Genomic DNA, 23,552 nt, shown 5'->3' on the forward strand with positions numbered 1-23,552 from the left:
AGGCGGAGGGGGCAGATGGCGGAAGGCGCCGGATACGACGGAGTGAGCGATCAGGATCTGCTCGCCCGGCATGTGGAAGGCGACCCCGATGCCTTCGGTGAGATCGTGCGGCGGCACCGTGACCGGCTCTGGGCGGTCGCCCTGCGGACCCTGGGGGACCGTGAGGAGGCCGCTGACGCCGTCCAGGACGCCCTGGTGTCCGCCTACCGGGCCGCCCACACCTTCCGGGGCCAGTCGGCCGTCACGACCTGGCTGCACCGGATCACGGTGAACGCCTGCCTCGACCGGGCCCGCAAGGCGGCGTCCCGGAAGACCTCCCCCGTCGATGACACCGAGCGGCTGGAGCAACTGCTCGAGCCGCATGAATCGGCCTCCGCTCCGGCCGAGCGGAACGATCTGCACCGCCAGCTCCTCGAAGCTCTCGGCACACTGCCGCACGACCAGCGCGCCGCCCTCGTCCTGGTCGACATGCAGGGCTATCCGGTCGCCGAAGCGGCCCGGATCCTCGATGTACCCACGGGGACGGTGAAGAGCCGCTGCGCTCGCGGCAGAGCCAGACTCCTGCCGCTGCTCACCCACCTTCGGCCGGAAAACACCGGTGACGAAAATGATTCGGACCCGGCACGGAACCGGGCGGAGGGGACATCCGTCCCACCGGCAGCGGGGCCCCAGGACAGGGGCCCACAGAGCACCGGGCCGAATGATTCAGCCGCAGTGAAGGGCGGAGGTGGGCGAGCGTGACTTCCACGACAGACACGACCGGGCACCCGGACGTCGCGGAGATCTCCGACCTCGCCGAAGGCCTGCTCCCACCTGCCCGTACCGCGGAGGTACGACGGCACCTGGACGGGTGCGAGCTCTGCACCGACGTCCACGCCTCGCTGGAGGAGATCCAGGGTCTGCTGGGTACGCTGCCGGGTCCGCCGCGGATGCCGGCCGATGTCGCGGACCGGATCGATGCCGCGCTCGCCGCCGAGGCGCTGCTGAGCACGACGACATCCGAGACGGCAGCCGAGACGCATGTTTCACGTGAAACATCGCCCCGCGAGATGTCACCCCCGGGAGACCGCCCTGCCGGGCGACCGGGTGCCTCCACCGGCCCCGGCCGTAAGGGCCATGGACGTGACCGCGGCCGACGCCGCCGGACCGTCGTCCTCGGCACCGTATTCACCGCCGCCGTCCTGGGCGCTGGTTCCTTCTTCCTCCAGTCGCTCGGCGGCAATGCACCGACGACAGCCCAGGGCAAACCCACGAGCTCCGCCGGAACCTTCTCCGAGAGCACCCTCCAGAGTCAGGTGAAGAGCCTCCTCGGCACGAGGCAGAGCACCCCCCGAGGCTCTCAGAAGCCTCACTTCCACATCGAGGGGCAGTCCACCGGTCCCGGTTCGACCAACAGCCCCAACACTCTGATCCAGCCCTCGGCGTCGGTGCCCGTGTGTGTACGCCACGGCATCAGCCAGAGCGGCAGCATCCTCGGCGCGAAGAAGGGGACGTACGAGGGGAAGGACGCCTACCTCGTCGTGCTGCCCAACAGCTCCGACGACACCCGGGTGACGGCCTTCGTGGTGGATGCTTCCTGCGTTGACCAGCAGTCCGCCTCCCCCGGCAAGGTTCTGCTGACGGAGTCTCTGGCATACCCCTGAGCGTTCCCCGGCACGGCCGCTGAGCGCGGAACGCATCGTCTCGTCCCGGCGCGGAAATCCGTACGGTATGGGAGGCCCGTGTGCCCGGACACACCGGGAATGCGGGCCCCGTAGGATCCGTTGGGTGGGGTGAGAGCTTTCGAGAGAAACTCCCACCGGTCGAATGACGTAGACCAGAGACGAGGAATCAAGCCGTGAGCGACGTCCGTAACGTGATCATCATCGGCTCCGGGCCCGCCGGCTACACGGCGGCGCTCTACACCGCGCGCGCGTCGCTGAAGCCCCTCGTGTTCGAGGGCGCCGTCACCGCGGGCGGCGCGCTGATGAACACCACCGAAGTGGAGAACTTCCCCGGCTTCCGCGACGGCATCATGGGCCCCGACCTCATGGACAACATGCGTGCGCAGGCCGAGCGCTTCGGTGCGGAGCTGGTTCCGGACGACATCGTCTCCGTCGACCTGACCGGTGAGATCAAGACCGTCACGGACACCGCCGGCACGGTCCACAAGGCGAAGGCAGTCATCGTCACCACGGGCTCCCAGCACCGCAAGCTCGGCCTGCCGAACGAGGACGCGCTCTCCGGCCGCGGTGTCTCCTGGTGCGCCACCTGTGACGGGTTCTTCTTCAAGGACCAGGACATCGCCGTGATCGGCGGCGGTGACACCGCGATGGAGGAGGCCACCTTCCTCTCGCGGTTCGCCAAGTCCGTGACGATCGTCCACCGCCGGGACACCCTGCGCGCCTCCAAGGCGATGCAGGAGCGTGCCTTCGCCGACCCGAAGATCAAGTTCGCCTGGGACAGCGAGATCGCCGAGGTCCAGGGCGAGCAGAAGCTGGCCGGTCTGAAGCTGCGCAACGTCAAGACCGGCGAGCTCTCCGACCTGCCGGTGACCGGCCTGTTCATCGCGATCGGCCACGACCCGCGCACGGAACTGTTCAAGGGCCAGCTGGACCTCGACGAGGAGGGCTACCTGAAGGTCGCCTCGCCCTCGACGCACACCAACCTGACGGGTGTGTTCGCCGCCGGTGACGTGGTGGACCACACCTACCGCCAGGCGATCACCGCGGCCGGTACCGGCTGCTCCGCCGCTCTCGACGCCGAGCGTTTCCTGTCCGCCCTCGCGGACGAGGAGAAGGCCGAGCCCGAGAAGACCTCCGTCTGACCATCCCCCTTCCGCCCCACCGCACCATCAAGAAAAAGGAGCCCGCCGTGGCCGGCACCCTGAAGCATGTGACCGACGCCGACTTCGAAGAGGTCGTCCTCAAGAGCGACAAGCCCGTCCTGGTGGACTTCTGGGCCGAGTGGTGCGGCCCGTGCCGCCAGATCGCCCCGTCGCTCGAGGCGATCGCCGCCGAGCACGGCGAGAAGATCGAGATCGTCAAGCTGAACATCGACGAGAACCCGACGACGGCGGCCAAGTACGGCGTCATGTCGATCCCGACCCTGAACGTGTACCAGGGTGGCGAGGTCGCCAAGACCATCGTCGGCGCCAAGCCGAAGGCCGCGCTCGTCCGCGACCTCGAGGACTTCATCGCCGAGTGATGTTTCACGTGAAACACGAATGGGCCAACCCCCACGGGTTGGCCCATTCGCTTTGAAAGACCGACTGCGAAACACCGCTCCCCAAGGCCGATCCGACACACCAGTCACAGCGGCCGCAGCGCCGGCTCCTTCTGTACGGCCCCCAGAAGCCGGTCGAGCGCCAGCTCCACGTCTTCCTTCCAGGAGAGCGTCGTCCGCAGCTCCAGCCGCAGCCGGGGATGCGCAGGGTGCTGCCGGACCGTCTTGAAGCCCACGGCGAGCAGATGCTCGGCGGGCAGCAGGCAGGCCGGCTCCTTGTAGCGGGCGTCGCCGAACGCCTCGATCGCCTTGAAGCCCCGTCGCAGCAGATCCTTGGCGACCGTCTGGACCATCACACGTCCAAGCCCCTGCCCCTGATATCCGGGCATGATGAAGCCGGTCATGAGCTGGACGGCATCCGGTGAGATCGGGCTCGTGGGGAACGCCGTGGAACCCGGGACGTAGGCGGGCGGAGCATAGAGCACAAAGCCAACCGGTACGTCGTCGACGTAGACCACCCGGCCGCACGATCCCCAGTCGAGCAGGACGGCGGAGATCCACGCTTCCTTCTCCATCGCGGGCGTGCCCGCCCTTACCGCTGCCTCGCCGCTGACGGGGTCCAGCTCCCAGAAGACACACGAGCGACAGCGCTTGGGAAGGTCCTGAAGGTTGTCCAGGGTGAGCGGTACGAGCCGACGCCCCATGAAGGCTGTTCCTCGCTTCCTTCGCCCGCAGCGCCACGAGCGGCTGTCAGAGCGCTGTGTTCCTTGAGCAGACTGCCGACGAATCCGACGGTAGCGCCCAAGCCCAGGCCTGCGCCCATCAGTCCGATGCGGCTCATCGATCGCATGGCCCCCGCCTCCCACTCAGAGGTGCTGCCAGCTGTCAGGTGGATGCGCCATACCCGTCGCATCGTATCCACACAGCGATTCCATCGATACCGCCTGAACGCAAAGAGCGGATCGTGTCCGGTACACACCGGACACGATCCGCTCTCTGAACGACAGAACACCGACCGGGCGGGAAACACCCGGGGCGGTCAGTCCCCGGACTCCTCGGAGCCTGCGGAGTCGCCGTCATGAATGCCCTGGTGGAGCACCGGCCCCTCGCCCGGGGCGAGCGTGCCGAGGATCCGCTCAAGGTCATCCATCGAGGCGAACTCGACGGTGATCTTGCCCTTCTTCTGCCCCAGGTCGACCTTGACCCGCGTCTCGAAACGGTCCGAGAGCCGGGTCGCGAGATCGGTCAGCGCCGGGGAGACCCGGGCACCGGCCCGCGGCCCCTTGGCGCGCTGTGTCGACTGGGGCCGCGAACCCATCAGGGTCACGATCTCCTCGACGGCCCGGACCGACAGCCCCTCGGCCACGATCCGGTGGGCGAGCCGGTCCTGCTCCTCCGAGTCCTCGACGGAGAGCAGCGCCCGGGCGTGCCCGGCCGACAGGACACCGGCGGCAACACGACGCTGGACCGCCGGCGAGAGCTTCAGCAGCCGCAGGGTGTTGGAGACCTGGGGGCGGGAGCGCCCGATGCGGTCGGCCAGCTGGTCATGGGTGCAGTTGAAGTCCTTCAGCAACTGGTCGTAGGCGGCAGCCTCTTCCAGCGGGTTCAGCTGGGCCCGGTGCAGGTTCTCCAGCAGCGCGTCCAGAAGGAGCTTCTCGTCGTCGGTCGCCCGGACGATCGCCGGGATCGCCTCCAGGCCGGCCTCACGGCAGGCCCGCCAGCGCCGCTCACCCATGATGAGCTCGTAACGCGCGGGACCCAACTGCCGTACGACGACAGGCTGGAGAAGGCCGACTTCCTGGATGGAGGTGACCAACTCGTGCAGCGCGTCCTCGTCGAAGACCTCACGGGGCTGACGCGGGTTGGGCGTGATGTCGTCGAGGGGGATCTCCGCGAAATGGGCACCCATCGGAGGAGCGGGGGTCTCCATGCCTCCGCCGAACACCGACGGCTCCTCGGCCTCCTGAGAAACAGGCGGCAGCATGGCCACCTTGGCCGCAGCGACCCCTCGGTCGGCCAGCGACGGGCCCGCTGAAGGGGCAGCGACGGCCGCCTCCTCCACAGCGGTCTGAGCCGGGGTCCGCTCCGTCGGGGCAGCAGGGATCAGTGCGCCGAGACCACGGCCCAAGCCAATCCTCCGTCGGTCGCTCACTGGATCCCCTCCACCATGCTCGGATTCGTCTGTGCGCCGATATGGGCCTGCGTCGGGTCGTAGCTGACACCGACACCCCTCAGCGCGATTTCTCGGGCCGCCTCAAGGTAGGAGAGGGCACCGCTCGATCCAGGATCGTAGGTCAATACCGTCTGCCCGTAGCTCGGAGCCTCGGAGATACGGACCGAGCGGGGAATGCTCGTCCGCAGCACCTCGTCGCCGAAGTGGCTGCGCACCTCGTCCGCGACCTGGGAGGCGAGACGCGTCCGGCCGTCGTACATGGTGAGCAGGATGGTCGACACATGCAGGTCGGGGTTGAGGTGCCCCCGTACCAGGTCGACATTGCGCAGCAGCTGGCCGAGCCCCTCCAACGCGTAGTACTCGCACTGGATCGGGATGAGCACCTCGGCGCCCGCGACCAGAGCATTGACCGTCAGCAGGCCGAGCGAGGGCGGGCAGTCGATGAGGATGTAGTCGAGCGGCTGCTCGTACGCCAGGATCGCCCGCTGGAGCCGGCTCTCCCGTGCCACCAGGGACACCAGCTCGATCTCCGCACCGGCGAGATCGATCGTGGCGGGGGCGCAGAAGAGACCCTCGACGTCCACCACCGGCTGGACGACCTCGGCCAGCGGCTTACTCTCCACCAACACGTCGTAGATGGACGGAACCTCGGCGTGGTGGTCGATCCCCAGCGCAGTGGACGCATTGCCCTGAGGGTCGAGATCGATCACCAGGACGCGGCCACCATGGAGGGCCAGCGATGCAGCAAGGTTGACGGTGGTCGTCGTCTTGCCGACACCGCCCTTCTGGTTGGCGACCACGATGACTCTGGTCTGCTCCGGACGTGGCAGACCTTCGCCGGCGCGGCCCAGAGCCTCCACCGCGAGTTGGGCAGCACGACCGATGGGAGTGTCGTCCATCGGAGGCGGTGTTTCACGTGAAACATCCGCCCCCATCGACTCGGTACGGGGACCGGGGACCGGATCGGTCATCGGTCCCGCGATGTTGGCGTCGGACCGCAAGGATTCACTCTCCTCGACTTCAGGCTCGCAATGAACAGAGCCTCCCATGTCTTCGGGGTCGTGAACCAGTGAGGCCTGTTGTTCTGTGGAGAAATCCACCTCTGTGGACAACTCCGTGCCCCTCAAGGGGGACGGAGTGTCACCAGAGGCCCCCTCTCCGAGGGCTCCGAGAGATTTTCGGTCGCGTGGTTCGGCCGCGGCGCGGGTTCGACCGATGATGCCGTGCAGCAGTGAGCGACGTTTCACGTGAAACACGATGCACAGCGCGCGGTACCGAAAAGCCGCGACACTCCGTCATGCGTAGGTTTGGCAGCTTGTGTGGAGTACGTCACGTCCTCAGGACGGATCAGCGGCGCCTACGCGCCCTCCCCGTACGAGCGGCCTTCGCTCGCTTGGCCGCGAAACGCACACCGCCCGGGCTTTCCCCGACCTCCACACGCACGACGGTCGACAGCGGATCCACCACGCCCTCACCCACATGCAGGATCGACGTGGAGACCGCTCCCAGCTTGGTCAGGGCGGTCGCCGCGGCCTTCAGCTCCTCCTCCGCCGTGTCCCCCTTCAGGGCGAGCATCTCGCCGTAGGGACGCAGCAGCGGGATACCCCAGGCGGCCAGCCGGTCCAGCGGGGCCACGGCACGGGCCGTCACCACATGCACCGGAGGCAGCTTGCCCATGACCTCCTCGGCACGACCGCGCACGACAGTCACATGGTCCAGGCCCAGCAGTTCGACGACCTCGGTGAGGAAGTTGGTCCGCCGGAGCAGAGGCTCCAAAAGGGTGATGTTGAGGTCCTCCCGGACCAACGCCAGCGGAATACCGGGCAGGCCGGCACCGGAGCCCACATCGCACACCGTCACCCCCTCGGGGACGGCCTCCGAGAGCACCGCGCAGTTCAGCAGATGCCGCTCCCACAGGCGGGGCACTTCCCGTGGGCCGATCAGACCACGCTGCACGCCTGCCTCGGCGAGCAGCTCCGCGTAGCGGACCGCATCGGCGAAGCGCTCGCCGAACACTTCCCGCGCCTGCTCGGGCGTCGGGGGGAGCTCCGCAGCCTCCGTCACGGGGACCGTCCTTCCGTACAGCGCCGGTGCTCCGTGCACCGGCCACCAGAACTACCAGGCTGACAAAGTTCGGCCCCGCCTGCGGGCAGACGGGGCCGGTGAAATGTGGGGACCGATCAGGCGGGAAGCACGACGACGAACCGCTGCGGCTCCTCGCCCTCCGACTCGCTGCGCAGTCCGGCGGACTTGACCGCGTCGTGCACGACCTTGCGCTCGAACGGGGTCATCGGCTTGAGCTTCACGGGCTCGCCGGTGTTCTTCACCTCGGCGGCGGCCTTGGCGCCCAGCTCGGAGAGCTCGGCGCGCTTCTTGGCACGGTAGCCCGCGATGTCGAGCATCAGACGGCTGCGGTCACCGGTCTCCCGGTGCACGGCCAGGCGGGTCAGCTCCTGGAGCGCCTCCAGCACCTCGCCGTCACGGCCGACCAGCTTCTGCAGGTCGCGGCCGCCGGCGTCGCTGATGATCGACACGGCGGCCCGGTCGGCCTCGACGTCCATGTCGATGTCGCCGTCGAGGTCGGCGATGTCCAGCAGACCCTCAAGGTAGTCCGCCGCGATCTCACCCTCCTGCTCCAGGCGGGTGAGGGTGTCTGCACCCTCGGCAGCGGCGGAGGTGGTGCCTTCCGTCACGGGATGGACTCCTTCTTACTTCTTGGACGGGGACTTGGGGCGCTGCGGACCGCCCTTGCGCTGACCGGACTGGGCCCTGCTGCGGCCGTTGGAACCGGCCTTCGGCGACTCCCCTGCGGCCGGCTTGGCGTCCTGCGGCTCGTCGGACTTCTCCAGCGAAGTGGTCTTCTCCGCAGAGTCCGACGTGGCGTCGTCGGCAGCCTTCGGGCCGCCGGACTGACGCTGGGCCTTGGTCTGGCGCTTGGGCTGCTGACGCTTGGCGGTGGCAGCGGTCGTGACGCCGTCCTCGGTCTGCTCGACGGCCGGAGCCTCACCCTTCACCACGGTGCCGTCGGTCTGGGCCACAAGACCCGACTTGGTCAGCGCATTGATGAACTTGCGCTCGAACTCGTTACGGTCGCGGCCCTTGGCGACGATCGCCTTGATGATGGTCTTCTCACTGCGGCGACGGGTCTTGCCGTGGTGCGTGACGTGCTTGGTGAGGCGCTCCAGGTAGGCGGCCTGCGCCTTGGAACCCGGGGTCGGGTTGTTGCGGATGACGTACATCTGCTGGCCCATGGTCCACACGTTGGTGGTCAGCCAGTAGACGAGAACACCGACCGGGAAGTTGATGCCGAAGACGGCGAACATCACCGGGAAGACGTACATCATCATCTTCTGCTGCTGCATGAAGGGCGTCTTCACCGTGGTGTCGACGTTCTTCGTCATCAGCTGGCGCTGCGTGTAGAACTGCGACGCCGACATCAGGACGATCATGATTGCGGTGACGACCCGGACGTCGGTGAGGGAGGCGCCGAGCGCCTCCACCTTCGACGAACCGTCCGTGAACTTCGCAGCGAGCGGGGCACCGAAGATGTGCGCCTTACGGGCGCTGGCGAGCAGCGACTCGTTGATGACACCGATCGTGGTGCCCGTCGCGATGCCGTTGAGCACGTGGTACAGGGCGAAGAAGAACGGGGACTGCGCCAGGATGGGAAGGCACGAGGAGAGCGGGTTGGTACCCGACTCCTTGTACAGCTTCATCATCTCTTCGGACTGACGCTGCTTGTCGTTCTTGTAGCGCTCCTGGATCTTCTTCATCTCGGGCTGCAGCGTCTGCATGGCCCGGGTCGCCTTGATCTGCTTCACGAAGAGCGGGATCAGGCAGATGCGGATCAGGATCACCAGGGACACGATGGACAAGCCCCAGGCCCAGCCCGTGTCGGGACCGAAGATCTTCCCGTACACGGAATGGAACTGGACGATGACCCACGAAACGGGTGTCGTGATGAAGCTGAACAGGCTGGCAATCGTGTCCACTAATCATGCTCCTTGGGCATGGGACGAAGTCTCTGCGGCCGGGCTCGAAGGAAGATCGGAGAGAGCCTTCTCTTCGGTGGCCGGTTCGGCGGCGGAGGGCCCGCCCTTGCGTGCACGCCAGGCGTCACGCAGCATTTCGTGCCACCGCGGGCGCTTGCGCGGCGGGACGTGGTCCACACCACCCAGCGACCACGGGTTGCACCGCAGGATGCGCCAGGCCGTGAGTGCCGTCCCCTTGATCGCACCGTGCCGGTCGATGGCCGTATAGCCGTAGTGGGAGCACGACGGGTAGTACTTGCACACCGGCCCGAGCAGCGGACTGATCGTCCACTGGTACAGCTTGATCAGAGCCAGCAGCGGGTACTTCATCGCGCGCCCCCTCCCAGCAGCCGCTCGACGGCGGCATCCAGGTCTCGGGCCAGCTGTGCATGGTCGGCGTCGCCCGCTCCGGGCAGCGCTCGTACGACTACCAGGCTACCGGGGGGAAACAGGGCGACTCGGTCACGCATCAGATGGCGCAGTCTGCGCTTCACTTTGTTGCGCACGACCGCACCACCCACCGCCTTGCTCACGACGAAACCCGCACGCGTCGGGGGAGCGCTCTCCCCAGGCGCGTGCGGGTCCGTGGCACCGCTACGAAGATGGACGACGAGAGACGGGCGACCAGCCCGGCGACCCCGTCGTACCGCGGTCGCGAAGTCCTCGCGCCGCCTCAGCCGATGCTCGGTAGGCAGCACGACGTCATGACCTGATCAGGATCAGGCGGAAAGGCTGGCGCGACCCTTGGCACGACGGTTCGCGAGAATCGCGCGGCCGGCACGGGTACGCATCCGAAGGCGGAAGCCGTGGGTCTTCGCGCGACGACGGTTGTTCGGCTGGAAGGTGCGCTTGCTCACTCGGGGGCTCCAGAAATCAAATCGGTGGTGGCGGGTGCCGTCCTGGCTGTCACCGTGCGCCCACGAGTAGCTCGCATCACGCCCGAGTGCACCGCTTCCCGATCACCTTCAGCGATCTGTGCCCATCGGAGGCAGGCGGCAGCAGCCATCGACAACTCGACCTGGTTACGGTACGCGGGGCTACGCCATTCGGTCAAACCAGCGGTGACGGAGAGACACTATCCACAGGCTGGGGACAACAACTTGAACCGCAGCCGCCACGCTGACTACCGTGGCTGAACTCCGATTCGTTCCTTTATCCCCGCCCGACCTGATTTTCATCCCGACCCGTCCTCGAACCACACGTTCGTGGGACCTGTGAGAGAGCGTGCCCTGTGGCTGACGTACCTGCCGATCTTGCCGCAGTGTGGCCACGAGTACTGGAGCAGCTCCTCGGTGAGGGCCGCGGTCAGGGTGTGGAGGCAAAGGACGAACACTGGATCCGGCGCTGCCAGCCGCTCGCGCTGGTCGCGGACACCGCCCTGCTCGCCGTACCGAACGAATTCGCGAAGAACGTACTGGAGGGCCGTCTCGCCCCCATCGTCAGCGAGACCCTGAGCCGCGAGTGCGGCCGCCCGATCCGGATCGCGATCACCGTGGACGAGTCGGCGGGGGAGCCCCCGGCTCCGCCGGCCCCGCCCGTGCAGCAGCAGCGATACGAGGAGCCCGAGCTCCCCTCGTCCCCGTACGAGGGCGGCTACGGCCGTCACCGCGCCGAGGACCAGGGCGGACGGGACCAGCTCCCCACCGCCCGCCCGGCCTACCCCTCGGAGTACCAGCGCCCCGAGCCCGGCGCCTGGCCGCGCCCCGGGCAGGACGAGTACGGCTGGCAGCAGCCGCGGCTCGGCTTCCCCGAACGCGACCCCTACGCCTCACCGTCCCAGGACACCTACCGCTCGGACGGCTACGGCGACTCCTACTCCCAGGACTACCGGCCCCAGCAGCCGATGGACCGGCCGCCGTACGAACAGCAGCGCGCCGAGTACGAACCGCCGCGTCCCGACTACGACAAGCGCTCCGACTACGACAAGCGCCCGGATTACGACAAGCGCCCGGATTACGACAAGCGCCCCGACTACGACCGGTCCGACTACGACCAGCGCGACACCGGCCGCCGTGACCTGCCCGAGCCCCCCGGCGGGGGCGGCCAGGCACACCGGGGCGGTCCCGGACGCCCGGACCTGCCCGGCGCCGGCGGGCCCGGCTCGCTGGGCTCGAAGCCCGCACCGGCCGGCGGGCCCGCCGAGCCGACCGCGCGCCTGAACCCGAAGTACCTCTTCGACACGTTCGTCATCGGCGCGTCCAACCGCTTCGCGCACGCGGCCGCGGTCGCCGTCGCCGAGGCGCCCGCGAAGGCGTACAACCCCCTCTTCATCTACGGGGAGTCCGGGCTCGGCAAGACACACCTGCTGCACGCGATCGGGCACTACGCGCGGAGCCTCTACCCGGGAACGCGCGTGCGGTACGTGAGCTCGGAGGAGTTCACCAACGAGTTCATCAACTCGATCCGCGACGGCAAGGGCGACAGCTTCCGCAAGCGCTACCGCGAGATGGACATCCTGCTCGTCGACGACATCCAGTTCCTCGCGGACAAGGAGTCGACGCAGGAGGAGTTCTTCCACACCTTCAACACGCTCCACAACGCGAACAAGCAGATCGTGCTCTCCAGCGACCGGCCGCCCAAGCAGCTGGTCACGCTGGAGGACCGGCTGCGGAACCGTTTCGAGTGGGGTCTGATCACCGACGTCCAGCCGCCGGAACTGGAGACGCGTATCGCGATCCTCCGCAAGAAGGCGGTGCAGGAGCAGCTGAACGCACCGCCGGAGGTGCTGGAGTTCATCGCCTCCCGCATCTCCCGCAACATCCGTGAGCTGGAGGGCGCGCTGATCCGGGTGACGGCGTTCGCGTCGCTCAACCGGCAGCCGGTGGATCTCGGGCTGACGGAGATCGTCCTCAAGGACCTGATCCCCGGCGGCCAGGACACCACGCCGGAGATCACCGCGACGGCCATCATGGCCTCGACCGCCGACTACTTCGGCCTCACCGTCGAGGACCTGTGCGGGAGCTCGCGCGGCCGGCAACTGGTCACGGCACGGCAGATCGCCATGTACCTGTGCCGGGAGCTGACCGACCTGTCGCTGCCGAAGATCGGGGCGCAGTTCGGCAACCGGGACCACACGACCGTGATGCACGCCGACCGGAAGATCCGGGCGTTGATGGCCGAGCGGCGGTCGATCTACAACCAGGTGACGGAGCTGACCAACCGCATCAAGAACGGGTAGCCGACGGTTCCACGGCGTCCAGGGCGCCCTTGGGAGAGATCCCGGGGGCGCCTTTTGGTGTCCTGGGGCGGTTCGGCAGTGGGTCGCCGCGGGCCCGGTGGGGGCTTGTCGCGCAGTTCCCCGCGCCCCTGGAGGGGCGCTTCAGCGAACGGGGTCGCGAAGGAAACGTCCCTCGCTGTTCGAATACAGCGCTGGTTACGGCCGTCCTCCACAGATTTGCTGACTTTCTTGCGTCCACACCCTGGGGACTGTGAAGTTGTCCCGAACGTCGTCCACAGGCTGGGGGTTGAAAGAGCATCAGGGCAGCTCAAGTGGCTGTGGAATCGTGGATGACGGATCTCCACAGGCTGTGGACGACGAAATGATCCACAGGGTGTGCATGAAGTTGTCCACCGGTAGCCCACAGGGCGAGGGGTGGTTGTCCCCAGCGATCCGCAGCTTCTCCACATGGCTGTCCACTGTTCGGCAACGCGACGCGCCTGCTCACCGAGGCGAGTGAAAGGCGTCACACGAAGGTGCCGGGTTGGCCTGTGGGAAACGTGGGTAAAGCTGGGGACGGCGCTGGGGAGAAGTCCCCTCGGGCTGTGCATGGTGTGTGCAGAACTTTCTGTTCTCCACAGAGACACCGAGTTGTCCACCGGTCCCACCCACAGGGGCAGTGGACAAAATATCGCCCCTGAGCTGGGCAAACGAGGTTATCCACGGTATCCACAGCCCCTACTACTACTGACAACTAGAGAGAGCTGGGAATCCGTTTCGAAGAGGGCCCTGTGCACAACTCGCCCTCCGGCCTCTGACCGCGCCTCGTCACGACTTGACCCCGAGAGGCACCAGCTGTCAGTGCGGTGCGTCAGACTGGTCCCCGGTGTTCTTCCCCTCCCCGGGGCTCACGACACCGAGTCAGACGACGAAGGCGAAGCAGGGCGAGAAGCGCCGGCAACAGCAGGAGGCGGCTTAGGTGAAGATCCGGGTGGAACGCGACGTACTCGCGGAGGCAGTGGCCTGGGCGGCACGCAGCCTCCCGGCCCGTCCGCCGGCGCCGGTCCTCGCCGGCCTGCTCCTGAGGGCCGAGGACGGCCAGCTGAGCCTGTCCAGCTTCGACTACGAGGTCTCCGCGCGGGTCAGCGTCGAGACCGAGGTCGAGGAGGAGGGCACCGTGCTGGTCTCCGGCCGGCTGCTCGCCGACATCTGCCGTGCGCTCCCCAACCGGCCGGTGGAGATTTCCACAGACGGTGTACGAGCCACGGTGGTCTGTGGATCCTCCCGGTTCACGCTGCACACACTGCCTGTGGAGGAGTACCCCTCGCTGCCGCAGATGCCGAACGCGACGGGCACGGTCCCCGGCGAGGTCTTCGCCTCCGCCGTCTCCCAGGTGGCCATCGCCGCCGGCCGTGACGACACGCTGCCGGTGCTGACCGGTGTGCGGATCGAGATCGAGGGCGACACCGTCACCCTGGCCTCCACCGACCGCTACCGCTTCGCGGTCCGCGAGTTCCTGTGGAAGCCGGAGAACCCGGAGGCCTCCGCGGTCGCCCTGGTGCCCGCCAAGACGCTCCTGGACACCGCCAAGGCCCTCACGAGCGGCGACAGCGTCATCCTGGCGCTCTCCGGCTCGGGTGCGGGCGAGGGCCTCATCGGTTTCGAGGGCGCGGGCCGCCGTACGACCACGCGTCTGCTGGAGGGCGACCTGCCGAAGTACCGGTCGCTGTTCCCGACCGAGTTCAACTCCGTGGCCGTGATCGAGACCGCCCCCTTCGTGGAGGCCGTCAAGCGTGTCGCCCTGGTCGCCGAGCGGAACACCCCGGTGCGGCTCAGCTTCGAGCAGGGTGTGCTGATCCTGGAGGCAGGTTCCAGCGACGACGCACAGGCTGTGGAGCGGGTCGACGCGCAGCTGGAGGGTGACGACGTCTCCATCGCCTTCAACCCGACCTTCCTGCTGGACGGCCTGAGCGCGATCGACTCGCCGGTGGCCCAGCTGTCGTTCACGACGTCCACCAAACCCGCGCTGCTCAGTGGCAAGCCGGCGCTGGACGCGGAGTCGGACGACGCGTACAAGTACCTGATCATGCCGGTGCGTCTCAGCGGCTGAGTTGTCCACAGCTGTGCACGGTGCGGGTCGCTCCCTGTGGGTGACCGGCACCGTGATCCGGTGAGTTTCCCCAGGTGAGCGGCTATACCCCACAACTGTGCACAAAGGGTCGCGATTAGGCTCGGCGCGGGTACGCAAGTGCCTCTCCTGCCACACCGCAACCTTAAGGATCACAACTGATGGAGCTCGGTCTCGTCGGCCTCGGCAAGATGGGCGGCAACATGCGCGAGCGGATCCGCCGCGCGGGCCACACCGTCGTCGGATACGACCGCAACCCCGACCTCGCCGATGTCCACAGCCTGGAAGAGCTTGTGGGCAAGCTGAGCGGGCCCCGCGTGGTGTGGGTGATGGTCCCGGCCGGGGCGCCCACCCAGTCCACGATCGACGAGCTGGCCGAGTTGCTGGAGCCCGGTGACGTGGTCGTCGACGGCGGCAACTCCCGCTGGACGGACGACGAGCGGCACGCGGAGGAGCTGGCGGCCAAGGGCATCGGCTTCATCGACTGCGGTGTCTCCGGCGGTGTCTGGGGCCTGGAGAACGGCTATGCGCTGATGTACGGCGGCGCCGCCGAGGACGTCGAGAAGGTGCGGCCGGTGTTCGACGCGCTGAAGCCCGAGGGCGACTTCGGTTCGGTGCACGCCGGCAAGGTCGGCGCGGGCCACTTCGCGAAGATGGTCCACAACGGCATCGAGTACGCGATGATGCAGGCCTACGCTGAGGGCTGGGAGCTCCTGGAGAAGGTCGACTCCGTCACGGACGTGCGCGAGGTCTTCCGCTCCTGGCAGGAGGGCACGGTCATCCGTTCCTGGCTGCTCGACCTGGCGGTGAACGCCCTCGACGAGGACGAGCACCTGGACAGGCTGAAGGGTTTTGCACAGGACTCCGGCGAGGGCCGGTGGACTGTGGAGGCCGCCATAGACAACGCGGTGCCGCTGCCCGCGATCACCGCTTCGCTGTTCGCGCGGTTCGCCTCCCGGCAGGAGGACTCGCCGCAGATGAAGATGATCGCCGCGCTGCGCAACCAGTTCGGCGGCCACGCCGTAGAGGCGAAGTAGAGAAGAAGTAGCAGGTCACGGGGAGGTCGGCGAAACACCCATGCACGTCACGCATCTGTCGCTGGCCGACTTCCGCTCCTATGCCCGGGTCGAGGTCCCGCTCGACCCGGGCGTCACCGCCTTCGTCGGCCCCAACGGCCAGGGCAAGACCAATCTCGTCGAGGCGGTCGGCTATCTCGCCACCCTCGGCAGCCACCGGGTCGCCTCCGACGCGCCCCTGGTCCGGATGGGCGCCGACCGCGCGATCATCCGGGCGCAGGTCCGGCAGGGCGACCGGCAGCAGCTGGTCGAGCTGGAGCTGAACCCGGGCAAGGCCAACCGTGCCCGCATCAACAGGTCCTCGCAGGTCAGGCCGCGGGATGTGCTGGGCATCGTGCGGACCGTGCTGTTCGCGCCCGAGGATCTGGCTCTGGTGAAGGGCGATCCCGGTGAGCGGCGGCGCTTCCTGGACGAGCTGATCACCGCGCGGTCGCCGCGGATGGCGGGGGTGCGGTCCGACTACGAGCGGGTGCTGAAGCAGCGGAACACCCTCTTGAAGACCGCCGCCCTGGCGCGGCGGCACGGCGGGCGGTCCACCGATCTGTCCACGCTCGACGTGTGGGACCAGCATCTCGCGCGGGCCGGTGCCGAGCTGCTCGCCCAGCGGCTCGATCTGGTCGCCGCGATCCAGCCGCTCGCGGACAAGGCGTACGAGCAGCTGGCGCCGGGCGGCGGTCCGGTCGCGCTGGAGTACAAGCCGTCCGCGCCCGGTGAGGCCCACACCCGTGAGGATCTGTACGGCCAGCTGATGGCGGCCCTGGCGGACGCCCGCAAGCAGGAGATCGAGCGGGGGGTGACCCTGGTCGGCCCGCACCGCGACGACCTGGTCCTCAAGCTCGGGCAGCTGCCGGCCAAGGGGTACGCCTCGCACGGCGAGTCCTGGTCGTACGCGCTGGCGCTGCGCCTCGCGTCGTACGACCTGCTGCGCGCCGAGGGCAACGAGCCGGTGCTGGTGCTCGACGACGTGTTCGCCGAGCTGGACGCCCGGCGCCGGGAGCGGCTGGCGGAGCTGGTCGCGCCCGGGGAGCAGGTGCTGGTGACGGCTGCTGTGGACGACGATGTGCCGCACATCCTCACGGGTACGCGGTATGCGGTGGCGGACGAGACGGTGGAGCGCGTATGAGCACCGACGGACCCGTCCCCAAGGGTGACAGGACAGAGCCTTCGGGTGTCGATCTCGCGCGCGTGGCGCTGCGTGCGGCTAAGGAGGCGGCACGCGCGCGTGGTGACGCGGCGCAGCAGAAGAAGCAGGCGCGCCGTGGCGGCGGTCTGCGCTCCGGCGCGCGTGCCGACGGGCGTGACCCCATGGCGCTCGGGTCGGCCATCAACCGGCTGATCACCGAGCGGGGCTGGGAGACGCCGGCCGCGGTCGGCGGGGTGATGGGCCGCTGGCCGCAGATCGTGGGCGAGGACCTGGCCAAGCACTGTGTGCCGCAGCGGTACGACGAGGACGAGCGGGTGCTGGTCGTGCAGTGCGACTCGACGGCGTGGGCGACCCAGTTGCGGCATCTCGCGCCGGCGCTGGTGGCCCGTCTGAACGAGGACCTCGGGCACGGCACCGTGCGCATGATCAAGGTGCTGAATCCGGGGGGTCCGGCCCGGCGCTACGGCCCGTTGCGGGCCCCTGGGAGCACCGGTCCGGGCGATACCTACGGGTGACGTGCGGGTGACTTACGTCACGCCATGAGCCGGGTGCGGAGCCTTCGTGCGGCCCCCTCGGCTGATCGTCGTACAACCACACGCGGTTGCGAATCGTGACCTGACCCCGGAGTAGCCAAGGGTTGACAGCCGGAAGCGCTGAGTGCCGCCGTGAGCCTCTTTGAGCCCCCATCCGTATATCGGGAGTCGGCGGAGGCGGGTTCAGGGCGGCACATGCGGACTCAGGTACCGGCAAACCCCCATCACTGTCGGCGCTACCGGTAGACTGGAAGCCAATCCCGCCCCGAACGTGGGGACCGCCCGGGAAAAGCTGAGCAACGCTGATCAAGGCTTACCAACGCAACATGCCGCAGCCGCTCCGGCAACCCGCCGACGAGCCTGGCTCGTGCTGTGCCAGAAAGGGCGCTTCGTGGCCGATTCCGGCAACCCCAACGAGAACATCCCGTCCACCGACGCCGGCGCGAACGGTGAGGTCACCGCCTCCTACGACGCCAGCGCCATCACCGTCCTCGAAGGGCTGGACGCGGTCCGCAAGCGACCCGGTATGTACATCGGCTCCACCGGCGAGCGCGGTCTGCACCACCTCGTGTACGAGGTCGTGGACAACTCCGTCGACGAGGCTCTGGCGGGCCACGCGGACACGATCGACGTGACGATCCTGGCCGACGGCGGCGTGCGCGTCGTCGACAACGGCCGTGGCATCCCGGTCGGCATCGTGGCGTCCGAGGGCAAGCCGGCCGTCGAGGTCGTGCTGACCGTGCTGCACGCGGGCGGCAAGTTCGGCGGCGGCGGTTACGCGGTCTCCGGTGGTCTGCACGGCGTCGGCGTCTCCGTCGTGAACGCCCTTTCCTCCCGGGTCTCGGTCGAGATCAGGACCGACGGCCACCGCTGGACGCAGGACTACAAGCTGGGCGTCCCGACGGCTCCGCTGGCGCAGCACGAGGAGACGGGCGAGACCGGCACCTCGGTGACGTTCTGGGCGGACCCGGACATCTTCGAGACCACCGAGTACTCCTTCGAGACGCTGTCGCGGCGTTTCCAGGAGATGGCGTTCCTCAACAAGGGTCTGACGATCCGGCTCACCGACGAGCGCGAGTCGGCGAAGGCCGTCGCCGGGGCGGACGAGGCCGGTGCGGACGAGAAGTCCGAGGTCAAGACGGTCACGTACCACTACGAGGGCGGCATCGTCGACTTCGTGAAGTACCTCAACTCCCGCAAGGGCGACGTGGTGCACCCGACCGTCATCGACCTGGAGGCGGAGGACAAGGACAAGAGCCTGTCCCTCGAGGTCGCCATGCAGTGGAACAGCGGCTACAGCGAGGGCGTGTACTCGTTCGCCAACATCATCCACACGCATGAGGGCGGTACGCACGAGGAGGGCTTCCGCGCGGCGCTGACCTCGCTGATCAACAAGTACGCGCGCGACAAGAAGCTGCTCCGCGAGAAGGACGACAACCTCACCGGTGACGACATCCGCGAGGGTCTGACCGCGATCATCTCGGTGAAGCTGAGCGAGCCGCAGTTCGAGGGCCAGACGAAGACCAAGCTGGGCAACACGGAGGCCAAGACCTTCGTGCAGAAGGCGGTCTACGAGCACCTGAACGACTGGCTGGACCGCAACCCGGTCGAGGCGGCGGACATCATCCGCAAGGGCATCCAGGCGGCCACCGCGCGCGTGGCGGCCCGCAAGGCCCGTGACCTGACCCGTCGCAAGGGCCTCCTGGAGAGCGCCTCGCTGCCGGGCAAGCTCTCCGACTGCCAGTCGAACGACCCCACCAAGTGCGAGATCTTCATCGTCGAGGGTGACTCCGCCGGCGGCTCGGCCAAGTCCGGCCGCAACCCGCAGTACCAGGCGATCCTCCCGATCCGCGGCAAGATCCTCAACGTCGAGAAGGCGCGGATCGACAAGATCCTGCAGAACCAGGAGATCCAGGCGCTGATCTCCGCGTTCGGCACCGGTGTGCACGAGGACTTCGACATCTCGAAGCTCCGGTACCACAAGATCATCCTGATGGCGGACGCCGACGTCGACGGCCAGCACATCTCCACCCTGCTGCTGACCTTCCTGTTCCGCTTCATGCGGCCGCTGGTCGAGGCCGGGCACGTGTACCTCTCCCGCCCCCCGCTCTACAAGATCAAGTGGGGCCGGGACGACGTCGAGTACGCGTACTCGGACCGCGAACGCGACGCGCTCATCGAGATGGGCCGCCAGCGCGGCAAGCGGGTCCGCGAGGACTCGATCCAGCGCTTCAAGGGTCTCGGCGAGATGAACGCGGAGGAGCTGCGCGTGACCACCATGGACCAGGAGCACCGGGTCCTCGGCCAGGTCACCCTGGACGACGCAGCCCAGGCCGACGACCTGTTCTCGGTCCTGATGGGCGAGGACGTCGAGGCCCGCCGCGCGTTCATCCAGCGCAACGCCAAGGACGTCCGCTTCCTCGACATCTGAGTCGGTCTCAGCTGACCGCACAGGGAAGGATCTTCACCAGCAATGACCGACGAGAACACTCCCGTCACCCCTGAAGAGGGCGGCGAACTGGCGATGCGTGTCGAGCCCGTCGGGCTCGAGACGGAGATGCAGCGCTCGTACCTGGACTACGCGATGTCCGTCATCGTGTCCCGGGCGCTGCCGGACGTCCGGGACGGTCTCAAGCCCGTCCACCGCCGGGTGCTGTACGCCATGTACGACGGCGGCTACCGCCCCGAGCGCGGCTTCTACAAGTGCGCGCGCGTGGTCGGCGACGTGATGGGCAACTACCACCCGCACGGTGACAGTTCGATCTACGACGCCCTGGTCCGCCTCGCCCAGCCCTGGTCGATGCGCATGCCGCTCGTCGACTCCAACGGCAACTTCGGCTCGCCGGGCAACGACCCGGCGGCGGCCATGCGGTACACCGAGTGCAAGCTCGCGCCGCTGTCGATGGAGATGGTCCGCGACATCGACGAGGAGACCGTCGACTTCACGGACAACTACGACGGCCGCTCCCAGGAGCCGACCGTCCTGCCCGCCCGTTTCCCGAACCTGCTGATCAACGGCTCCGCCGGCATCGCGGTCGGCATGGCGACCAACATCCCGCCGCACAACCTGCGCGAGGTCGCGGCCGGCGCCCAGTGGTACCTGGAGAACCCGGAGGCCTCGCACGAGGAGCTCCTGGACGCGCTGATCGAGCGGATCAAGGGCCCCGACTTCCCGACCGGCGCGCTGGTCGTCGGCCGCAAGGGCATCGAGGAGGCCTACCGCACGGGCCGTGGCTCGATCACCATGCGGGCGGTCGTCGAGGTCGAGGAGATCCAGAACCGCCAGTGCCTGGTGGTCACGGAGCTGCCGTACCAGGTGAACCCCGACAACCTCGCGCAGAAGATCGCCGACCTGGTGAAGGACGGCAAGGTCGGCGGTATCGCGGACGTCCGTGACGAGACCTCGTCGCGCACGGGCCAGCGGCTCGTCATCGTGCTCAAGAGGGACGCGGTCGCCAAGGTCGTCCTCAACAACCTCTACAAGCACACCGACCTGCAGACCAACTTCGGCGCCAACATGCTGGCGCTGGTCGACGGTGTGCCGCGCACCCTGTCTCTGGACGCGTTCATCCGGCACTGGGTGACGCACCAGATCGAGGTCATCGTCCGCCGTACGAAGTTCCGGCTGCGCAAGGCCGAGGAGCGGGCGCACATCCTGCGCGGTCTGCTCAAGGCGCTGGACGCGATCGACGAGGTCATCGCGCTGATCCGGGCCAGCGAGACGGTCGAGATCGCGCGCACCGGCCTGATGGGGCTCCTGGAGATCGACGAGATCCAGGCCAACGCCATCCTGGAGATGCAGCTGCGCCGGCTGGCCGCCCTGGAGCGCCAGAAGATCATCCAGGAGCACGACGAGCTCCAGGCGAAGATCACCGAGTACAACGCGATCCTGGCCTCGCCGGAGCGCCAGCGCGCGATCGTCAGCACCGAGCTGGCCGCGATCGTGGAGAAGTTCGGCGACGACCGCAAGACCATGCTGGTGCCCTACGACGGTGACATGTCCATCGAGGACCTGATCGCCGAGGAGGACATCGTCGTCACGGTCTCGCGCGGCGGTTACGTCAAGCGGACCAAGACGGTCGACTACCGGGCGCAGAAGCGCGGCGGCAAGGGTGTGCGCGGTACGAAGCTGAAGGAAGACGACATCGTCGACCACTTCTTCGTCTCGACCACGCACCACTGGCTGCTGTTCTTCACCAACAAGGGCCGGGTGTACCGGGCGAAGGCGTACGAGCTGCCGGACGCCGGCCGTGACGCGCGCGGTCAGCACGTGGCGAACCTGCTGGCCTTCCAGCCCGACGAGGCGATCGCCGAGATCCTCGCGATCCGCGACTACGAGGCGACGCCCTACCTGGTGCTGGCCACCAAGGGCGGTCTGGTCAAGAAGACGCCTCTGAAGGATTACGATTCGCCCCGAACCGGCGGTGTGATCGCGATCAACCTGCGTGAGCGCGAGGACGGTTCCGACGACGAACTGATCGGCGCCGAACTGGTCTCGGCCGACGACGATCTGCTTCTGATCAGCAAGAAGGCACAGTCGATCAGGTTCACCGCCTCCGACGACACTCTGCGCCCCATGGGCCGGGCCACCTCCGGTGTCAAGGGCATGAGTTTCCGCGAGGGCGATGAACTTCTGTCGATGAATGTTGTTCGACCCGGTACGTTCGTGTTCACTGCCACCGACGGGGGGTACGCGAAGCGGACCCGTGTCGACGAGTACCGCGTCCAGGGCCGCGGCGGCCTCGGCATCAAGGCCGCCAAGATCGTGGAGGACCGGGGTTCGCTCGTTGGCGCGCTGGTTGTCGAGGAGAACGACGAGATCCTCGCCATCACTCTGTCCGGCGGTGTGATTCGTACGCGAGTCAACGAGGTCAGGGAGACGGGCCGTGACACCATGGGCGTCCAACTGATCAACCTGGGCAAGCGCGATGCCGTCGTCGGTATCGCACGTAACGCCGAGGCCGGCAGCGAGGCGGAGGAAGTCGACGGCGAGGACGCCGTGGACGAGACCGCCGAGGATGCCGTGACCACCGGCACGGACGAGGGTGAGGCGCCCTCGGCCGAGTAGGCACGAGGAGTGAGTCATCGTGAGCGGAGCCACGGGCGCCGGATCGGCCGGTACCTCGACGGGTACGGAGGCGGACGGCGGCGGCCGTGGCTCCGCCGCGTCCGGCGGGGGCACCGAGGGCGGTGCGCAGCCGATGGACACGCACACCACCCAGCTGAAGGCGATCAAGGCGCCCGCGAAGGCGTCCGCGCCGGACGCGGAGGGGACCCAGGGGGGAACCGTGACCGACAGCCGAGGCCAGGCCGCGCCGGGCGACCGGACGGCGCCCGCGCAGCCGGCGCAGGCCCCGTCCCCGCTGCCCGGGGAGCGGCGCCCGGAGCAGCCTGCCGGGCCCTACCACCCGCCGCAGGCCTACCCGGCGGCGCAGGCCGCGCCGGCGCCCGCGGAGGCGGTACGGCGGCCGCGTACCGGTGCGGGTGCGCGTCCCACCGCCCCGCGCACCCGCAAGGCCCGTCTGCGGGTCGCCAAGGCGGATCCCTGGTCGGTGATGAAGGTCAGCTTCCTGCTCTCCATCGCGCTCGGCATCTGCTCGATCGTGGCGGCCGCGGTGCTGTGGATGGTCCTGGACGCGATGGGTGTGTTCTCGACGGTCGGCGGCACGATCTCGGAGGCGACCGGCTCCAACGAGTCGAACGGTTTCGACCTGCAGTCGTTCCTCTCCCTGCCGCACGTCCTGATGTTCACGTCGATCATCGCGGTCATCGACGTCGTCCTCGCGACGGCGCTGGCGACCCTCGGCGCGTTCATCTACAACCTCTCCGCGGGCTTCGTCGGCGGCATCGAGCTGACCTTGGCCGAGGACGAGTAACCGGGGTTCAAACCTCTCGTGACGGTCCCCCGACAACCGATTTTGGGACTGCCCCGGTCGTGCGCTAATCTTCAGGAGTCAGCGCGCGGGACACACACCGCAAAGCGCGGCGGGGCTATAGCTCAGTTGGTTAGAGCGCATCCCTGATAAGGATGAGGCCACAGGTTCAAATCCTGTTAGCCCCACCAGTACGAAGGCCCCCGGTCCGGACGGATCGGGGGCCTTCGGCG

Annotated in this window: 21 protein-coding genes and 1 tRNA gene; 13 read left to right on the forward strand and 9 right to left on the reverse strand. The window is 68.1% G+C overall.

Going from position 1 to position 23,552, the window contains the following annotated elements; genetic code table 11:
* The first annotated feature begins 15 nt into the window (after window positions 1–15).
* The 4 genes from sigM (at window position 16) to trxA (ending at window position 3,186) form a co-directional block, all read left to right on the forward strand.
* A complete protein-coding gene (gene sigM, locus ACIRR9_RS03390; protein WP_384560809.1) occupies window positions 16–741 on the forward strand; it encodes an RNA polymerase sigma factor SigM in 726 nt (241 codons plus the stop codon).
* A complete protein-coding gene (locus tag ACIRR9_RS03395; RefSeq protein ID WP_403747080.1) occupies window positions 738–1,643 on the forward strand; it encodes an anti-sigma factor family protein in 906 nt (301 codons plus the stop codon). The genes sigM and ACIRR9_RS03395 overlap by 4 nt, the downstream gene beginning before the upstream one ends.
* Window positions 1,644–1,837: 194 nt before the next feature.
* Entirely contained in the window at window positions 1,838–2,806 is a 969-nt protein-coding gene (trxB, locus tag ACIRR9_RS03400) for a thioredoxin-disulfide reductase (RefSeq protein WP_403747082.1), read from the forward strand.
* 47 nt (window positions 2,807–2,853) lie between these two features.
* Entirely contained in the window at window positions 2,854–3,186 is a 333-nt protein-coding gene (gene trxA / locus ACIRR9_RS03405; protein ID WP_123975726.1) for a thioredoxin, read from the forward strand.
* 104 nt (window positions 3,187–3,290) lie between these two features.
* Here the strand turns inward: trxA and ACIRR9_RS03410 are convergent, their stop codons facing one another.
* The 9 genes from ACIRR9_RS03410 to rpmH form a co-directional block, all read right to left on the reverse strand.
* Complete coding sequence (locus ACIRR9_RS03410; protein ID WP_403747084.1) at window positions 3,291–3,908, reverse strand: GNAT family N-acetyltransferase; 618 nt, start codon at window positions 3,906–3,908, stop codon at window positions 3,291–3,293.
* A 335-nt stretch (window positions 3,909–4,243) separates the two neighbouring features.
* Window positions 4,244–5,356 (reverse strand): ParB/RepB/Spo0J family partition protein, encoded by a 1,113-nt coding sequence (locus ACIRR9_RS03415; RefSeq protein WP_384560816.1) that lies wholly within the window; start codon window positions 5,354–5,356, stop codon window positions 4,244–4,246.
* Window positions 5,353–6,426 carry a ParA family protein gene (locus ACIRR9_RS03420; RefSeq protein WP_123975723.1) on the reverse strand — a complete coding sequence of 358 codons (1,074 nt, stop codon included), beginning with the start codon at window positions 6,424–6,426 and terminating at the stop codon, window positions 5,353–5,355. The genes ACIRR9_RS03415 and ACIRR9_RS03420 overlap by 4 nt, the downstream gene beginning before the upstream one ends.
* A gap of 298 nt (window positions 6,427–6,724) precedes the next feature.
* On the reverse strand, window positions 6,725–7,441 hold the full coding sequence (gene rsmG / locus ACIRR9_RS03425) for a 16S rRNA (guanine(527)-N(7))-methyltransferase RsmG (protein ID WP_365339278.1): 717 nt from the start codon (window positions 7,439–7,441) through the stop codon (window positions 6,725–6,727).
* A 116-nt stretch (window positions 7,442–7,557) separates the two neighbouring features.
* Window positions 7,558–8,070 carry a R3H domain-containing nucleic acid-binding protein gene (locus ACIRR9_RS03430; protein WP_283287794.1) on the reverse strand — a complete coding sequence of 171 codons (513 nt, stop codon included), beginning with the start codon at window positions 8,068–8,070 and terminating at the stop codon, window positions 7,558–7,560.
* Between the two features lie 15 nt (window positions 8,071–8,085).
* Complete coding sequence (yidC, locus tag ACIRR9_RS03435) at window positions 8,086–9,369, reverse strand: membrane protein insertase YidC (protein ID WP_403747087.1); 1,284 nt, start codon at window positions 9,367–9,369, stop codon at window positions 8,086–8,088.
* A 3-nt stretch (window positions 9,370–9,372) separates the two neighbouring features.
* Window positions 9,373–9,738, reverse strand: coding sequence for a membrane protein insertion efficiency factor YidD (yidD, locus tag ACIRR9_RS03440; RefSeq protein ID WP_123975720.1), 366 nt, complete (start codon window positions 9,736–9,738; stop codon window positions 9,373–9,375).
* A complete protein-coding gene (rnpA, locus tag ACIRR9_RS03445; protein ID WP_123975719.1) occupies window positions 9,735–10,106 on the reverse strand; it encodes a ribonuclease P protein component in 372 nt (123 codons plus the stop codon). The genes yidD and rnpA overlap by 4 nt, the downstream gene beginning before the upstream one ends.
* 21 nt (window positions 10,107–10,127) lie before the next feature.
* Window positions 10,128–10,265 carry a 50S ribosomal protein L34 gene (gene rpmH, locus ACIRR9_RS03450; RefSeq protein ID WP_015659252.1) on the reverse strand — a complete coding sequence of 46 codons (138 nt, stop codon included), beginning with the start codon at window positions 10,263–10,265 and terminating at the stop codon, window positions 10,128–10,130.
* 374 nt (window positions 10,266–10,639) lie between these two features.
* On the opposite strand from rpmH, the gene dnaA reads away from it, so the two are divergent.
* The 9 genes from dnaA (at window position 10,640) to ACIRR9_RS03495 (ending at window position 23,510) form a co-directional block, all read left to right on the forward strand.
* A complete protein-coding gene (dnaA, locus tag ACIRR9_RS03455) occupies window positions 10,640–12,586 on the forward strand; it encodes a chromosomal replication initiator protein DnaA (RefSeq protein ID WP_403747089.1) in 1,947 nt (648 codons plus the stop codon).
* 958 nt (window positions 12,587–13,544) lie between these two features.
* Window positions 13,545–14,675, forward strand: coding sequence for a DNA polymerase III subunit beta (dnaN, locus tag ACIRR9_RS03460; protein WP_403747092.1), 1,131 nt, complete (start codon window positions 13,545–13,547; stop codon window positions 14,673–14,675).
* Window positions 14,676–14,854: 179 nt separating this feature from the next.
* Entirely contained in the window at window positions 14,855–15,730 is an 876-nt protein-coding gene (gene gnd, locus ACIRR9_RS03465; protein ID WP_403747093.1) for a phosphogluconate dehydrogenase (NAD(+)-dependent, decarboxylating), read from the forward strand.
* 40 nt (window positions 15,731–15,770) lie between these two features.
* On the forward strand, window positions 15,771–16,892 hold the full coding sequence (gene recF, locus ACIRR9_RS03470) for a DNA replication/repair protein RecF (protein ID WP_403747096.1): 1,122 nt from the start codon (window positions 15,771–15,773) through the stop codon (window positions 16,890–16,892).
* Window positions 16,889–17,428 (forward strand): DUF721 domain-containing protein, encoded by a 540-nt coding sequence (locus tag ACIRR9_RS03475; protein WP_403747098.1) that lies wholly within the window; start codon window positions 16,889–16,891, stop codon window positions 17,426–17,428. Before recF ends, ACIRR9_RS03475 begins: the two co-directional genes overlap by 4 nt.
* A gap of 385 nt (window positions 17,429–17,813) precedes the next feature.
* Window positions 17,814–19,877: a DNA topoisomerase (ATP-hydrolyzing) subunit B gene (gene gyrB, locus ACIRR9_RS03480; RefSeq protein ID WP_123975713.1), complete on the forward strand. Its 2,064-nt coding sequence runs from the start codon at window positions 17,814–17,816 to the stop codon at window positions 19,875–19,877.
* A 42-nt stretch (window positions 19,878–19,919) separates the two neighbouring features.
* Window positions 19,920–22,514: a DNA gyrase subunit A gene (gene gyrA, locus ACIRR9_RS03485; protein ID WP_385673472.1), complete on the forward strand. Its 2,595-nt coding sequence runs from the start codon at window positions 19,920–19,922 to the stop codon at window positions 22,512–22,514.
* 19 nt (window positions 22,515–22,533) lie between these two features.
* Window positions 22,534–23,322: a DUF3566 domain-containing protein gene (locus ACIRR9_RS03490; RefSeq protein ID WP_365339296.1), complete on the forward strand. Its 789-nt coding sequence runs from the start codon at window positions 22,534–22,536 to the stop codon at window positions 23,320–23,322.
* A 111-nt stretch (window positions 23,323–23,433) separates the two neighbouring features.
* Window positions 23,434–23,510: transfer RNA gene (locus ACIRR9_RS03495), tRNA-Ile, on the forward strand.
* The last annotated feature ends 42 nt before the right edge of the window (window positions 23,511–23,552 follow it).

Origin of the sequence: Streptomyces sp. NPDC101234, from assembly GCF_044767525.1 — a bacterium.
Lineage (GTDB): Bacteria > Actinomycetota > Actinomycetes > Streptomycetales > Streptomycetaceae > Streptomyces > Streptomyces sasae.

Coding starts and splice junctions, on each gene's coding strand:
- ACIRR9_RS03410 (WP_403747084.1), bottom strand. CDS start 3,908: ATGGGGCGTCGGCTCGTACCGCTCACCCTGGACAACCTTCAGGACCTT.
- recF (WP_403747096.1), top strand. CDS start 15,771: ATGCACGTCACGCATCTGTCGCTGGCCGACTTCCGCTCCTATGCCCGG.
- yidD (WP_123975720.1), bottom strand. CDS start 9,738: ATGAAGTACCCGCTGCTGGCTCTGATCAAGCTGTACCAGTGGACGATC.
- ACIRR9_RS03420 (WP_123975723.1), bottom strand. CDS start 6,426: ATGGGAGGCTCTGTTCATTGCGAGCCTGAAGTCGAGGAGAGTGAATCC.
- ACIRR9_RS03475 (WP_403747098.1), top strand. CDS start 16,889: ATGAGCACCGACGGACCCGTCCCCAAGGGTGACAGGACAGAGCCTTCG.
- sigM (WP_384560809.1), top strand. CDS start 16: ATGGCGGAAGGCGCCGGATACGACGGAGTGAGCGATCAGGATCTGCTC.
- gnd (WP_403747093.1), top strand. CDS start 14,855: ATGGAGCTCGGTCTCGTCGGCCTCGGCAAGATGGGCGGCAACATGCGC.
- gyrA (WP_385673472.1), top strand. CDS start 19,920: ATGACCGACGAGAACACTCCCGTCACCCCTGAAGAGGGCGGCGAACTG.